Origin of the sequence: Kitasatospora sp. NPDC058406 (assembly GCF_042722765.1) — a bacterium.
Classification (GTDB): Bacteria; Actinomycetota; Actinomycetes; order Streptomycetales; family Streptomycetaceae; genus Kitasatospora.
In genome coordinates, this window is record NZ_JBHXKE010000053.1 from 1 (window position 1) to 14,141 (window position 14,141).

General features: G+C 73.8%; 10 protein-coding genes. 4 read left to right on the forward strand and 6 right to left on the reverse strand.

The features are described 5' to 3' along the window. The first annotated feature begins 335 nt into the window (after positions 1 to 335). Positions 336 to 1,226 carry a glycoside hydrolase family 6 protein gene (locus ACFWOG_RS13065; protein WP_329883676.1) on the forward strand — a complete coding sequence of 297 codons (891 nt, stop codon included), beginning with the start codon at positions 336 to 338 and terminating at the stop codon, positions 1,224 to 1,226. Positions 1,227 to 1,368: 142 nt separating this feature from the next. Here the strand turns inward: ACFWOG_RS13065 and ACFWOG_RS13070 are convergent, their stop codons facing one another. Both ACFWOG_RS13070 and ACFWOG_RS13075 read right to left on the reverse strand, forming a co-directional pair. Beyond that, positions 1,369 to 2,661, reverse strand: a complete 1,293-nt coding sequence (locus ACFWOG_RS13070; protein ID WP_329951025.1) for a hypothetical protein — start codon at positions 2,659 to 2,661, stop codon at positions 1,369 to 1,371. 352 nt (positions 2,662 to 3,013) lie between these two features. Continuing rightward, a complete protein-coding gene (locus ACFWOG_RS13075; RefSeq protein WP_329883678.1) occupies positions 3,014 to 3,610 on the reverse strand; it encodes a VTT domain-containing protein in 597 nt (198 codons plus the stop codon). 536 nt (positions 3,611 to 4,146) lie between these two features. Between ACFWOG_RS13075 and ACFWOG_RS13080 the strand changes: the two genes are divergently transcribed. Beyond that, entirely contained in the window at positions 4,147 to 5,262 is a 1,116-nt protein-coding gene (locus ACFWOG_RS13080; RefSeq protein ID WP_355399236.1) for an LLM class flavin-dependent oxidoreductase, read from the forward strand. Between the two features lie 48 nt (positions 5,263 to 5,310). On the opposite strand, the gene ACFWOG_RS13085 is transcribed toward ACFWOG_RS13080, so the two are convergent. Together ACFWOG_RS13085 and ACFWOG_RS13090 are read right to left on the reverse strand one after the other, a co-directional pair. Continuing rightward, positions 5,311 to 7,560 (reverse strand): putative bifunctional diguanylate cyclase/phosphodiesterase, encoded by a 2,250-nt coding sequence (locus tag ACFWOG_RS13085; protein WP_380357726.1) that lies wholly within the window; start codon positions 7,558 to 7,560, stop codon positions 5,311 to 5,313. Between the two features lie 389 nt (positions 7,561 to 7,949). After that, positions 7,950 to 8,378 carry an OsmC family protein gene (locus ACFWOG_RS13090; protein WP_329883681.1) on the reverse strand — a complete coding sequence of 143 codons (429 nt, stop codon included), beginning with the start codon at positions 8,376 to 8,378 and terminating at the stop codon, positions 7,950 to 7,952. Positions 8,379 to 8,721: 343 nt separating this feature from the next. On the opposite strand from ACFWOG_RS13090, the gene ACFWOG_RS13095 reads away from it, so the two are divergent. Continuing rightward, positions 8,722 to 9,084, forward strand: coding sequence for a chorismate mutase (locus tag ACFWOG_RS13095; RefSeq protein ID WP_329883682.1), 363 nt, complete (start codon positions 8,722 to 8,724; stop codon positions 9,082 to 9,084). Positions 9,085 to 9,439: 355 nt separating this feature from the next. Continuing rightward, positions 9,440 to 10,156, forward strand: a complete 717-nt coding sequence (lepB, locus tag ACFWOG_RS13100; protein ID WP_380357730.1) for a signal peptidase I — start codon at positions 9,440 to 9,442, stop codon at positions 10,154 to 10,156. On the opposite strand, the gene ACFWOG_RS13105 is transcribed toward lepB, so the two are convergent. Then, entirely contained in the window at positions 10,119 to 11,297 is a 1,179-nt protein-coding gene (locus ACFWOG_RS13105; protein WP_380357733.1) for a DMT family transporter, read from the reverse strand. The two genes, lepB and ACFWOG_RS13105, sit on opposite strands and share 38 nt — an antisense overlap. 127 nt (positions 11,298 to 11,424) lie before the next feature. Further along, entirely contained in the window at positions 11,425 to 13,950 is a 2,526-nt protein-coding gene (locus ACFWOG_RS13110; protein WP_380357735.1) for a transglycosylase domain-containing protein, read from the reverse strand. Positions 13,951 to 14,141 lie beyond the last annotated feature (191 nt).

Below are 14,141 nucleotides of genomic sequence, written 5' to 3' on the forward strand. Positions count from 1 at the left end.
CCACTCTCGGGACCTCACCACGGGGGGGGCCGCGCCGGTGTCCCCGGGGCTGGTGAACAGCGGGCGGCACCCGGTATGCGAAGCTGGGGACCGACCGGTCGCCCGACCGGGTCTGGGAGGGGCGGTACGTGCGCCGAGCAGGGCGAAGAGTGGGTTTCCGGCTGGCCGCGGGGGCGGCGATGCTGGGGCTGGTGACGGGCGTCGCGGGGTGCGCCGGAGGCAGCGCCGGGGCGGTCAAGGGGCCTTCCGGCGGCGGGAGTTCGAACAGCGCCGCGTCGACGGGCGCCTCGGCGGTCCCCGCACCGCCCGGCGGTGCACCCGCCGGGGGAGCGGGCGTGCTGCCGCAGCTTCCCGGTCAGGCCTTCTACGTCTCCGACCAGACCTCCGCCGCCCGTCAACTGTCCGCCCTGCGAGGCCAGGGCCGCACGGCCGAGGCCGACACCCTGCTCCGGATCGCCGCCCAGCCCTCCTCGCAGTGGCTCGGCGACCAGGCGGCCCGGGGCATCGCCGAACAGGTGAGCCGGCGGGCCGCGGCAGCGGACCGCACGCCGGTCTTCGTCGCCTACAACATCCCGCACCGGGACTGCGGCCTGTACTCGGCGGGCGGTGCGCCCGACGCCGCCGCGTACCGGTCCTGGATCACCGGCCTGGCCGAGGCGCTGGGTGACCGCCGGGCCTGGGTGGTCCTGGAGCCGGACGCGGTGGCGCACACCCTGGACACCTGCGGGGTCAAGGGCGACGCGGCGGCCGAGCGGTACGGCCTGCTCGCCTTCGCCGTCCAGGAGCTGAAGAAGCGCCCGCAGGTGCGGGTCTACCTGGACGCGGGAAATCCCGGTTGGGTGCAGGACCCCTCCGCGCTGGCCGAGGCGCTGCGCAAGTCCGGTGTCGCCTCGGCGGACGGTTTCGCGGTGAACGTCTCCAACTTCTCGACCACGGACCGGAACGCCACGTACGGTGCCCAGCTCTCCGCCCTGCTGGACGGCAAGCACTTCGTCATCGACACCAGTCGCAACGGCAACGGCCCGCTGAGCGGCGAGGCGTGGTGCAACCCGCCCGGCCGCGCGCTCGGGGCGCCGCCCACCGCCGACACCGGGCGGCCGGGCGTCGACGCCTACCTCTGGATCAAGAACCCCGGCGAGTCCGACGGCGAGTGCGGGCGCGGCGAGCCCCGGGCGGGCGAGTTCTGGCTGCCGTACGCACTCGGGCTGGCCCAGGCCGCCGGCTAGCCCGGGCCCGGCCCGGCCCTGTCCGGGCCGGCTCCGCTCGGTGCTGCCCGGGCCGGACCGGGTGTCTGTCCCCGGTCCCGCCCGCTCGCCCGTCCGCCCGTCCGCCCGTCCGTCGGAAGAAGGGGGGCGCCGCAGCGGGACGTCAGCCGGCCGTGCCGAGGAAGGACTCCCAGCCGCCGGCCGGCGCCTGGCCGACACCGAGGGTGCGGAGCTTGCGGAGGGTGGACTGGTCCTGCGCCTCCAACCACTCGACCAGCTGCTTGAAGGAGACCAGCCGGACCTCGGGCCTGCCCGCCACGGCCTTGATCGTCTGCTCCACGGCGTCCATGTAGATCCCGCCGTTCCACTGCTCGAAGTGGTTGCCGATGAAGAACGGCGCGCGGTTGCCGTTGTAGGCGCGGTCGAACCCCGCGACGTAGGAGTCGCGGGCCTGCGCGCGCCACTCGTCGTACTTCGCCGGGTCGCCCTTGGTGCTGCCGGCCGACTGGTTGGCCAGGATGTTGTAGTCCATGGAGAGCACCTGGAACGAGTGCCCGGGGAACGGGATGCTCTGCAGCGGGAAGTCCCAGACCTTGCCGTCCTGCACCTTCTGCGGCCAGATCTGCTGGCCGCCGGGGGAGCTGGCGTCGTACTTCCACCCCAGCTTGGCGGCGGTCGGCAGCAGGGCCTTCTGCCCCTCCAGGCACGGGGTGCGGCCGCCGATGAGCTCCTTGCGGTAGTCGAAGGGGAGCGGGTCGACGTCGGTGAAGCCGGTGTTGGTCCGCCACTGGGTCACGAAGCCGACGGCCTGGGATATCTCGCTCTCCCAGTCCTCGGGGGTCCACTTGTTGACGCCGTTGCCGTCCGAGCGGCTCGCGCAGAAGTGGCCGTTGAAGTGGGTGCCTATCTCGTGACCGGCCAGCCAGGCCTGGCTGATGATCTTGATCGTGTTCTTCACCCCGGCGTCCGAGAGGTACGGGATGTCGGAGGCGCCGACCGAGTGCTTCGGCGGCTGGTACTGGTTCGCCTTGCCCTTCGGCAGGGTGTAGATGCCGGAGAGGAAGAAGGTCATCGAGGCCTTGTGCTCCTCGGCGAGCTTGAGGAAGCGGGGGAACTGGCCGTCCTCGGTCGCGCCGGCGCCGTCCCAGGAGAGGACCACGAACTGCGGCGGGCGCTCGCCGGGCTTGAGCTTCTCCGCCTTCGGCTGGTTCGGCTGCGGGCCGGTGTCGGAGGTGGAGCCGTCCCCGATCGGGGTGCCCTTGGGGCCGTTCGTGGTGGGGGCGCCGCTCGTCGGTCCGTTGCTTCCGCTGCTCCCGGTGGGGGCCGGGGCGGAGCCCGATGTCGGGCCGGACGTCGAGCCCGAGCCCGACCCGCTGCCGGAACAGGCGGTCACCGCACCGAGGGCCGCGGTGGCGGCGCCGGCTGCGAGCACGGTCCTGCGAGAGATGATGCTCATGGTCTCCCCTGGTGCCCCGGGCCGGGGGTCGCGGCCGTGGCTGTGGCCGTGGCCGCTCCGGCCAAATCGGACAATTGATCGATTTTCGTCTTCAGCATGGCATACGGACGCGGGGGCACCCAAGGTGCCGGGGTCCGTCGACACTGAACACGCATGGCACAGGTGTGCGGGATGCGCGCAGGTGTCGTCTGTTGCCGTCCTGTGACGATTCGCCCGTTTCGACGGATTGGTCGCGTCGATGCCCGATGCCCGATGCCCGATGCCCGGCACTCGATGCCCGGTACTCGATGCCCGGTACTCGGGGCTCGGTGCCGGTGCCCGGCGGTGGTCGCGGCGTCGCGGTGCCGGGGCGTCAGCCGAGGGAGAGGCGGCGGTTGCGCCGCACGACCCGTGCGATGGCCGTGCTGATCGCGGTGGCCGCCGTGCAGGAGACCGCGAGGCTCAGCCAGGCGGTGTCGAACCAGTGGCTGTTGAGCCAGCCCAGGGTCACGATGTAGGTCGCCCAGATCATCGCGGCCAGCGCCGACCACCGGAGGAACCGGTGCGGGTGCGCGGGAGAGTGGCCGATGGCCAGGTCGAGCACGGTCCGCCCGGCCGGTACGAACCGGGCGATCACCACCATCGCGGCGGCGGCCCGGGTGGTCCGCCCGTCCAGTGCCTGCTGGACCCGTTCCACGCTGGCGGCCAGCTGCGGCCGGTGTTCGAGGCGCCGCCGGACCATGGGTGCCCCGCTCCGGGCGACCCGGAGCAGCAGGAGGTCGCCGAGGAAGGAGGCCATCGCCACCCCGAGCCCGAGCATCAGCGGCGCGCCGTCTATCTGTGCCGTCTTGAGCACGGCCAGGATGACGAGTGTCCCGCTGGGGATGAAGGGGAGGAACGCGTCGCCGAGGACGGCGCAGAGCGCCAGGGCGCAGATCCACGAGGATCCGACCAGCGTCGCGATGTCCATATCCGAAATCTCCCTCCAGACCGCCCGGGGGAGCAGGTGGCTGCAGAGGACAACGCTAGCGCCTCGACTTTTCATGCCATGAAGCACCCCGGCGTGCTGCGGGTCACAGGGCCCACCATGGCGCGAGCCCCCGGAGCGGGGTGCCGCTCCGGGGGCTCGCGGGGATCGATCGGCGCTGGTCCAGCCCGACGATCTTGCTGGTGAGTGCGGATCCGGTTGGGTGATCCGCTCCTGGCCCATAGCCTGCCGGACGCCGACCGCCGACCGCGAGCCCTGGGGCTGGCGACTTCCCGCGCTGGCGTGAAGTCGCCCCGGGTGTTCGGCTGCTGGCGGAGCGTCAGCCGCGCGCCCGCCGGTCCGGCGCGGGTCCCCGGATGCGGTCCCGGCGGGGCCGGGACCGGGCGGGGAACAGCGGACCCCGCCGCGTGGTTGACCATCCTCGGCACCGGCGACGGCACTGACCGCCGAGACCGGTGAGCGACACCGGTGGACACCACCGGCGCACGGCAGCGACCACGGCCAGGAGGACGGACGGCATGACCACCGAGGACCGGCACGAGAACCAGCGGGACCACCGGACGGACCCACGCGTCGACGAGGTGGTCCGCGGTACGGCCCGGGGCACGGCGCCGGCGCCGCTGTCGATCCTCGACCTGGCCACCGTCGGCGTCGGCTACACGCCCGCGCAGGCCCTGTCCGCGACCACCACCCTGGCCCGCAGCGCCGAGGAGTGGGGCTACCACCGCTTCTGGGTGGCCGAGCACCACGGCATGCCCGGTGTCGCCAGCTCCACGCCCGCGGTCCTGCTGGCCCACCTCGGCGCCCACACCAGCACCCTGCGGCTCGGCTCGGGCGGGGTCATGCTGCCCAACCACGCCCCGCTGGCGATCGCCGAGCAGTTCGGCCTGCTGGAGGCCCTGCACCCCGGGCGGATCGACCTCGGCCTCGGGCGCGCCCCCGGCACCGACCCCGCCACCGCCCGCGCGCTGCGCCGCGGCCTGGCGGAGGGCGCCGACGACTTCCCCCGGCAGCTCGCCGAGCTGACCCACTTCCTGGACGGCACCTTCCCGCCCGACCACGCGTACGCGCGGCTGACCGCCGTGCCCAAGGGGGAGGGACGGCCGCCGGTCTGGCTGCTCGGTTCCTCGGGCTTCAGCGCCCAGCTGGCCGGCAGCCTCGGCCTGCCGTTCGCGTTCGCGCACCACTTCAGCAGCGTGAACACCGTCCCGGCCCTCGACCTCTACCGCGCCGCGTTCCGCCCCTCGGCGGTCCTCGACGAGCCGTACGCGCTGATCGGGGTGAGCGCGGTCGCGGCGGACGACGAGGCCACCGCCCGCCGGCTCGCCCGGTCCGCGGCGCTCGGCATGCTCCGGCTGCGCCGGGGCAACCCGGGCCCGATCCCCACGCCCGAGGAGGCGGAGTCCTACCCGTACAGCCCGGTGGAGGCGGACTTCATCGACGAATGGCTGGGCAACGTCGTCCTGGGCTCGCCGGGCGAGGTGGCCGACGGCCTGGAGGCGCTCCGCAAGCGGACCGGGGTGGACGAGCTGATGGTCACCTCGCACATCCACGGCCACGAGGCGCGGTACCGCTCCTACGGGCTGATCGCCGAGGCGTACGGCCTGACCGGGGCGAAGTCCGCCGACGCCTGAGAACCCCCTCGGGGGCGGCCGCCGGCAGGACGGCCGTCCTCGGGCCTCCTACTCGACGGGGCCGACGGCGCCGCCCGGGCCGACCGCGCCGCCCGGGCCGACCGGTCCTCCCTGGGCGTCGCGGCCGTCGCGACCGTCACGGAGTATCGCCGCGACGAGTTCCGCGTCGCCGGGGCGGGCGAAGTACCACCCCTGGGCGGTGTCGCAGCCGGTCAGCCGGAGCCGTTCGGCCTGGGCCGCGCTCTCGATGCCCTCGGCGGTGACGGTCAGGCCGAGGGTGTGGGCCAGCTGCACCATCGCGCCGACGATCTGCTCGTCGGCGTCGCTCCGGCGCGCGTCCCGGCCGGCGAGCCCGGTGCGGGCGCCCGTCGGGGCCGGGTCGCGGAACCCCTCGATGAAGGTGCCGTCCAGCTTCAGTACGTGCACCGGCAGGCGGGAGAGGTAGGCCAGGTTCGAGTAGCCGGTCCCGAAGTCGTCGATCGCGATCCGGACGCCCATGTCGGCGAGTGCCTGGAGCGCCTGCAGCGGGCGTCCGCCGGGGCCGAGCAGTGCGCTCTCGGTGATCTCCAGCTGCAGCAGCCGGGCCGGCAGGCCGGTGCTCTCGAGCGCCTGGGCGACGTCGGCGACCACGTCGGAGTCCCAGATCTGGCGGGCGGCCAGGTTCACGCTCACGAAGGTCTCGGTCTCGGGGAACTCGGTGAGCCAGCGCCGGGCCTGGCGGCAGGACTCCTCCAGGACCCACTTGCCGAGCGGCACGATGGCGCCGGACTCCTCGGCGAGCGGGATGAAACGGTCCGGCGAGAGCGTCCCGTAGCGGGGGTGGCGCCAGCGCACCAGCGCCTCGGCCCCGTGCACCGTGCCGTCGGCCAGGCCGACCAGTGGCTGGTACTCGATGGTGAACTCGCCGCGCTCCAGCGCCGGGCGCAGTGCGGTGGAGAGCAGTTGGCGGGTCAGCTGGTGGGCGCCCCGGTCGGGGTCGTAGAGGGTCCAGCGGGCCCGGCCGTCGGCCTTGGACCAGTAGAGCGTGGAGTCGGCGTCCTTGACCAGGTCGGTGGGGGTGGTCTCGTGGACGGACCGTTCGACGACGCCGACGCTGGCGGTCACCGCCAGCCGGTGACCGGCCACGTCGAAGGGGCGTTCCAGGGCTTCGAGGATCCGGGCGGCCAGGTCGGTCAGCTGGTGGCTGCCCTTGCTGTCGGTCACCAGGACGGCGAACTCGTCGCCGCCCATCCGGGCCACCAGCTGGGTCTCGCGTGCGGAGAAGCCGCGCCGCAGGCGGGTCGCGACGGCGATCAGCAGCTGGTCGCCGATGTGGTGGCCGAGGGTCTCGTTGATCGCGGCGAATCCGTCGAGGTCCAGGTAGCAGACGCCGACCCGGCGTTCGTCCGTCGTCGCCGAGCCGGCCGCCGGGCCCGCCGGGCCCACCCAGGCCGTCCCCGTCCCGGTGACGGTCCGGGCCGGTGACCCGGCGGTCGACCCCGTGGCAGACCCGGTCGGGCGGTCGGTCGTCCGGTCGTGGGTGAGGCAGGCGGCGTCGAGGCGCTCGAAGAAGAAGGTCCGGTTGGGCAGCCGGGTCAGCGGGTCGTGCAGGGCCTGGTACTCCAGGCGGTCGCCGAGCCTCCGCTGTTCGGTGATGTCCTCGACCAGGGCGAGCGTGTAGAGGGGGCTGCCCGCGCCGTCCCGGATGAGGGAGATGGTCACCTTGCTCCAGACCGTGCGTCCCTCACGGTGCTTGAGCTGCTTCTCCACCCGGAGCCGGTCGCGCTCGCCGTGGACGAGGGCGGGGAACAGGCGGTGCGGCATGCCCTCGGGGTCGAGGATCTCGTGGATGTGGGTCCGGGCCAGCTCGCCGACCGTGCGGCCGGTCAGGGCGGCGAAGGCGGGGTTGACCTCGATGATCCGGTCCTCGGGGTCGATCAGTGCCATGCCGATGCCGGCGTCGCAGAAGGCGGCCCGGAAGCGGGACTCGCTCGCCCGGAGCGCGGCCGAGAGCCGTTCCGCCTCCGGGGGTGACGCTTCGGCGGCCCCGTCCTCGGCCGGCCGGTGGGCCCCGTCGCCGAGCGGTGCCGAACAGGTCGGGCAGCGGTGGGGGCCGCCGTCGGCGGCGGGGGCGCGGGGGTCGGTCAGAACGGCGTGGGCGGCCCCGTTGGGGGCTTCGCCGTCGAGTGCGGTGCCGTTGAGCGCGACGCCGTTGGCCGGGCGGACGCCGGGTGGCGGGGGGAGAGGGTGTCGGTGCCGTGGCTCCTCGTGCCGCACGCCCGGGTAGTGTGCGTCGGCCCCCTCGTTCTGGCCCGGCACGGCATGCTCCCGTCCGCTGCTGCAGCTTGACGCTTGACGCTGGTCCGGCCGGTCACCCGACTGGCGGCGGCCGACTCCGCACTCTTCCGGGGCCCTCGGGGCCGGGGTCCGGTGCGGAACGCTCGGGGTGGAGCGGCCGTGCGGAAGCCCGCGTGAGGAACCGTGAGGAACAGGGCGCTGCGGCCGATCATAGGACGCGTCGGCAACGCGCGGTGACCGCCGCCAGGGTGATTCGTCGGCTTTGGGGGCAAGTGCGGCGATACATGCGGACGCCCCCGGTACACATCACATGACGTGTACCGGGGGCGTGTGCTCCGGTAGTGCGCTCTCGGGCGCCGGTCGAGCGCGGTGCGTGCGCCCGCCGGGCCCGAGGACCGCAGGTCGGAGCGTCAGCCCGCCAGCGTGGCGGTGAGGGTGATGGTGGTGCCGGTCAGGGCCTGGCTCACCGGGCAGTTCGCCTTGGCGTCCTCGGCGGCCTTCGCGAAGCCGTCCGCGTCCAGGCCGGGAACCTCGCCGACGACGGTGAGGTGGATCCCGGTGATGCCGGTACCCGGCTGGAAGGTGACGTCGGCCTGGGTGTCGAGCTTGGTCGGCGGGTTGCCCGCGCCGGCCAGGCCGTGCGAGAGGGCCATCGAGAAGCACGCGGAGTGCGCGGCCGCGATGAGCTCCTCCGGGCTGGTCTTGCCGTTCGCCGCCTCGGCCCGGGCCGGCCAGGACACCGGGTACTCGCCGATGCCGGACGACGCGAAGGTCACCTGGCCCTTGCCGTCGAGCAGGTTGCCTTCCCACGCGGTGCGGGCGGTGCGGGTGGTTGCCACGATCGGTACCTCCAGTAATGAGGAACTGCTGAGTCGTCACGTCCGGTCATGCCGCGCTTAGCCTACGTGCAGGTCGGGGGCCTGCCACAAGTAGCGCATCGGGCACGTGCGTCCGAAAACGCCTCGGCCGTCCGGGTGACGGTGCCGGTGAGGGGGCGTGCCCCGCCAGCTCGGAGCCCCGCCGGGGGATCACTCCGTGTGCCGTCCATATCGTGGACGGATAGGCCAAATGGTGCGGGCCCGTGCGGGGTGCCCTGTTAGATTGACCCGGGCCCGAGCCCGGCCGGTGCACGACCGGTGCACGACCGGGTGCCCATTGCGAGAGAGCCGCGGAGCCGCCCCGATGACGGACCACCCCACGACCCCCGACGCCGGACTGCACGAGGGGATCGACGACACCGTGCGGGCCGAGCTGACCAGCCTGCGCGAGAGCATCGACAACATCGACGCCGCGGTGGTCCACATGCTGGCCGAGCGCTTCAAGGCGACCCAGCGGGTCGGGCGGCTCAAGGCCGAGCACAAGCTCCCGCCGGCCGACCCGGCGCGCGAGCGCACCCAGATCAAGCGCCTGCGCGAGCTGGCCGCCGGTGCGCACCTGGACCCGGTGTTCGCCGAGAAGTTCCTCACCTTCATCATCGCCGAGGTCATCCGCCACCACGAGGCCATCGCCAGTGATGCCGTGACCGGCGGGAACGATTCCGTCTGACCCCGGGCCCGGCCCGACCCGCGGGCCGGGCGGGGGATTCCGGGAGAGCACCCGGAGGTCCGTTCCCGGGAGGACGGGTGCCCCGGCCCCCTCCGGCGGTGTCGGGCGGGGGTAAACGCCCGATTTCGCCAGGCTCCCCGGGTGGCGTAGCGTGCAGGTTCCCCCGCAGCCGGAGAGTGGAGCAGCGACGATGGCGGTGAACCTGCCCGGTACGCACGGCGACGCCGGGGCCGCTCCCTCCGGGGCCGTCGGTTCCGGCGGCGGTGCGTACGGCGCCCCCGGTACTCCCGGGGCCGGCGGTGGTCCCGGTGTGCCGGGGTACCCCGGCAGGCCGGAAACTTCCGGGACCCCCGCCGTGCCGTCCGGCGGCCGGGCCGAGGCCCGGCGGGCCCGGCGCGCTGCCGAGGGACGCCGGACTCCGAAGCCCCGCCGGCAGCGTCCGTGGTGGATCGAGATCCCCGCGATGGCGGCGGTCGGCCTGGTGGTCGCGCTGCTGATCAAGACCTGCCTGTTCCAGGTGTTCACCATCCCCTCCGGGTCGATGGAGAACACGCTGCGGATCGGTGACCGGGTCGGGGTGAACAAGCTGGCCCCGCTGACCGGCTGGGAGCCCGAGGCCGGTCAGCCGGTGGTGTTCAAGGACCCGGGGGACTGGCTGCCTCCGCAGCCGACCGGCGGGAACCCGGTCGCCAACGCGCTGGGCTCCGCGCTCGGCTTCGTCGGGCTGATTCCGCCCAAGGACGACAACTACCTGGTCAAGCGGGTCATCGCGACGGGCGGGCAGACCGTCCAGTGTGCGGGTACCACGCTGACCGTCAACGGCACGAAGGTGGACGAGCCCTACCTCCACCCCGGGGACGACTCCTGCGCGGGGCTGGACTTCGGCCCGGTGACGGTGCCCCAGGGCTACGTCTGGGTCGAGGGCGACCACCGCAGTGACTCGGCGGACTCGCGCTACCACCAGCGCGGCCCCGGTGGCGGGGCCGTGCCGGTGGACAACGTGGTCGGCCCGGTGTCGGCCGTCGTGTGGCCGCTCAATCACCTCGACTGGTTCGGCTGGGTCGGTCGCTGACCCCGGCCCGGTCGGCCGTCGCGTCGGCCTCGGCCGCCGCCCCGGCCAGCCGCTCGCCGAGTGCCGTCGCTCCCGCCGGCACCGCGTCCGGACCTCGCGTCACCCGGTCCGTTCCCGGCGGAGCGTTCTCCCGCCCCACCGAGGCCGCAGCCCCAGTCCCGGCCCCAGCCGCAGTCCCGGCCCGAGCCGCAGTCGTGGCCGTCTCCGGCGCGGTACCGGGCTTGCTCGCCTGGGCGGCGAAGGCGCCGGCCAGCACCAGCAGACCGCCGGTCACCTGCGGCAGCCCGAGGTGCTCGCCGAGCAGGACCCAGGCCAGCACGGTGGCGACGACCGCCTCCAGGTTGGCCACCACCCCGGCGATCGGGGGCGACAGGTGCCGCACGGCGATCACGCCGGTCAGGTACGCGAGCACGGTCGCGATCAGGACCATCCACGCGGCCGGGAGCAGCGCGGGAACGGTGCGCCCGTTCATCACCACGTCCCCGCCGAGCAGGCTCCAGTCGGCCTCCCAGGGGCGGGTGAGGGCTGTGAGCACGATCGCGCCGATCAGCAGTCCGTACGCGCTGACCGCGATCGGGTCGACCGGCCGGTCGCCCCGGCTGCCGGCGTCGGCCAGCACGAAGTAGCCCACCTGGCAGCAGGCCGCCCCGAGGGCGAACAGGACGCCGAGCGCGTCGAAGCTCAGGCCGTTCCAGATCTCGACCACGCAGGCCAGACCGGCGACGGCCACCCCGGCGCCGACCGCCGCGCCCCGGCTGATCGGGCGTCGCTGGACGAACCGCACGTAGCCGATGAGCAGCGGCGGACCGAGGTACTCGATCAGCAGCGCCACGCCGACCGGGATCCGGGAGATCGCGGCGAAGTAGCAGGCCTGGACGCCGGCCACGGCGAGCAGGCCGAAGCCGATGAGCAGGCCGGGCCGCCGCAGGACGGCGGCGCGGTGGCGGTAGGCGAGCGGCAGGAGGACGACGGCGGCGCCGGTGACCCGGAGCCAGACCACGTGCAGCGGTGAGAGCCCGGCGGCGATCAGCGGCTTGGCGGCGGTGCCGGAGCCGCCGAAGGCGATGGCGGAGACGAGCGCGAGGGTGAGACCGAGGGTCCGGGCGGAGGAACCGCCGAGCAGGTGTTTTGAGCTGTGCACCGACGAATTGTGACAGTCGTACCGGCACTTCGGTAAGGGGTCATTCCGCTATTCGGTCCTGCCGGGGGCCGTGTGCGGCGACGGGCCCACCGCTCCGTGCGGTGGACCCGGCTGTTCCGGGCCGGCGCTACTGTGCCGCGCCGGCGCCCGCCAGGGCGTTCGCGCCCGCGTCCGCCCCGGAGCCGGTGGCGCCGCCGGCGTTCGAACCGCCCGCACCGCCCGTACCACCGCTGCCGCCGGATCCCGACCCGCCGGTGCCGCCGGTGGGCTGCGGGCTGGGCGTCGGTGCGGTGGTCGGACCCGTCGTCGGGGCGGTGGTCGGCGCCGGCGTCCTGGTCGGCCGGCCGGTCGGCGAGGACGTCGCCGGCTGGCTGGGAGCCGTGGTCGCGCCGCCGGATCCGGCGCCGCCGGTGCCGCCGCCCGTGGGCTGCGGTGCGGTGGTCGGACCGCCGGTGGGCGCGGTGCCCGGCGTCGTGGCCGAGCCGTCCGAGGCCCCCGACCCGCCGCCGCCGGTGGTCGCCGGCGAGGACGGTGCGCCGGACGGCGTGGCCGACCCGTCCGTCCCGCCCGAGGGCGAGGCGGAGGAGCTCGGGGAGTTCGCGGAACCGCTGCGCGAGGAGGAGTCCTCGGCGCCCGACGGGGCGGGGAAGTCGGCGACCGGCTGCCCCTTCAGCGCGCTCTTCATGTAGGTGGTCCAGATCTGCGCCGGGTACTGGCCGCCCGCCGCGCCCTCGATCCCGCCGGTGCCGCTCAGGCTGACCTGCGCGCCGGTGGCCGGGTCCTGCCCGAACAGCGCCACCGAGGTGACCAGCTCCGGGGTGTAGCCGATGAACCAGACCGACTTCTGGTCGTCGGTGGTGCCGGTCTTGCCCGCGGCGGGGCGGCCGAGCGCCTTGGCGCGCCAGCCGGTGCCGCCCTGGTCGCTCACCACGCCCTCCAGCATCGAGGTGACCTCGCGCGCGGTCTGCTCGCTGACCGCCTGCGTGGTCTTGTGGGCCGGCAGCGGGAGCGCCTCGCCCTCGTGGTCGACCGACTGCACCAGCCAGGGGGTGATCTGCCGGCCGTCGTTGTCCAGCGTGGCGTACACCCCGGCCAGGTCGAGCACGCTCGGGGTGGCGGTGCCGAGCGGGATGGACGCCACCGGGTCGAGCCCGGGGGTGGTGCCGGGCAGGCCGAGCGCGATCGCGGTGTCCCGGACCTTCGACAGCCCGGTGTCCTGGGCGAGCTGGGCGAACGCCGAGTTCACCGACCAGTCGGTGGCCTGCTGGAGGGTGATCTGGCCGTAGCTCTTGTCGCCCTCGTTCGGCGGCGCGTACGGGGTGCCCTTCCCGCCGCGGACCTTGCGGCCACTGGTGCCGTCGTAGACGGTGCGCGGGGTGACGGTCTGGCCGGACTGGGTCCTGGCGTCGTTCTCCAGCGCCGCGGCCAGGCCGATGGCCTTGAAGGTGGAGCCCGCCTGGTAGTCCCGCCGGGTCGCGTTGTCGATGTAGTGCCTGGTGTAGTCGACGCCGCCGTACAGGGCGACCACGGCACCGGACTTCGGGTCGACCGAGACGGCGCCGGGCTGGACGTTGGCGTCCTTCTTCCGCTTGTCCGGGTCGAGGGTGTCGTGCAGCTGGACCTGGACCGCGTCCTGGAGGGCCTGCTGGCGCGCCGGGTCGACGGTCAGCTTGATGGTGTAGCCGCCCTTGGCCAGCTCGGACTCGGTGATGATCTGGTTGGTGGTGAGGTACTCGGTCGCGGCGTTGACCAGGTAGCCGGCCTGACCGGAGAGGCCGAGCTGCGACTGCGGGTTCCTGACCTCGGGGAAGGCGGTGGCGGCGCGCTCCTCGGCGGAGAGCCAGCCCTCCTTCACCATGCCGTCCAGCACGTAGTTCCAGCGGTTCACGGCGTTCTGCCTGCCCGCCGGGGTGGCGGTGGCGACGTCGTAGGCGCTCGGGGCGTTCAGCAGGGCGGCCAGGTAGGCGCCCTGGGCGGCGTCGAGCGCGGCGGCGTCGACGCCGAAGTACTGCTGGGCGGCGGCCTGGATGCCGTACGCGCCGCGCCCGTAGTACGAGGTGTTGAGGTAGCTGGAGAGGATCTCGTCCTTGCTCTCGGTGGCGTCCACCTTGATGGCGATGAAGAGTTCCTTCACCTTGCGGGTGATCGACTGCTTCTGGCTCAGGTACGTGTTCTTCACGTACTGCTGGGTGATGGTGGAGCCGCCCTGGGTGCCCTCGCCCTGGGCGGTCTTGACGGCGGCGCGGACCAGGCCGGGTATGTTGACGGCGCCCTCGTGGTAGAAGTTCCGGTCCTCGGCGGCCAGGGTGGCGTGCTGCGCGGCGGGGGAGACCTTGTCGAGGGCGACGTTCTGCCGGTTGGTCTGGCCGGTCCGGGCGATCACCGAGCCGTCCTGGTAGAGCCAGGTGTTGCTCTGCGCGGTCGCGGCGGCGTGCGCGTCCGGCACCTTCACCAGGGTGATGCCGAGGGCGAACAGGCCGACGCCGAGCACCAGGGCCGCGGCGAAGCCGGTCAGCGTCATCCGCCAGGTGGGCACCAGCCGGCGCCAGCCGGTGCGCCGGGGGCGGCGGGACTTCCTGCCGCCCCGCCCGGTACCCGGCCCGGTGTTCTGTTTCGCGGTGCGCTGGATGCCGCTCTGGGCGTCTCGGGACAAAGCGGCGGCCTTTCCTGCGGGCGGGCGTCCGGGCGGGGCAGGCCGTGCGGGCCTGCTCGGACGGGATCGTCGGCGATAGGGGACCTTTGTCCCTTTTCCGGTGTACAGCCCAAAACGCGTCCAACGGGCCGGTTGGATCCACTGGGAGGACAAGCGAGACCGACATCACACACAAATCGGACGTCGATGGG

Coding starts and splice junctions, on each gene's coding strand:
- ACFWOG_RS13070 (WP_329951025.1), bottom strand. CDS start 2,661: ATGAGCATCATCTCTCGCAGGACCGTGCTCGCAGCCGGCGCCGCCACC.
- ACFWOG_RS13075 (WP_329883678.1), bottom strand. CDS start 3,610: ATGGACATCGCGACGCTGGTCGGATCCTCGTGGATCTGCGCCCTGGCG.
- ACFWOG_RS13095 (WP_329883682.1), top strand. CDS start 8,722: ATGACGGACCACCCCACGACCCCCGACGCCGGACTGCACGAGGGGATC.
- ACFWOG_RS13080 (WP_355399236.1), top strand. CDS start 4,147: ATGACCACCGAGGACCGGCACGAGAACCAGCGGGACCACCGGACGGAC.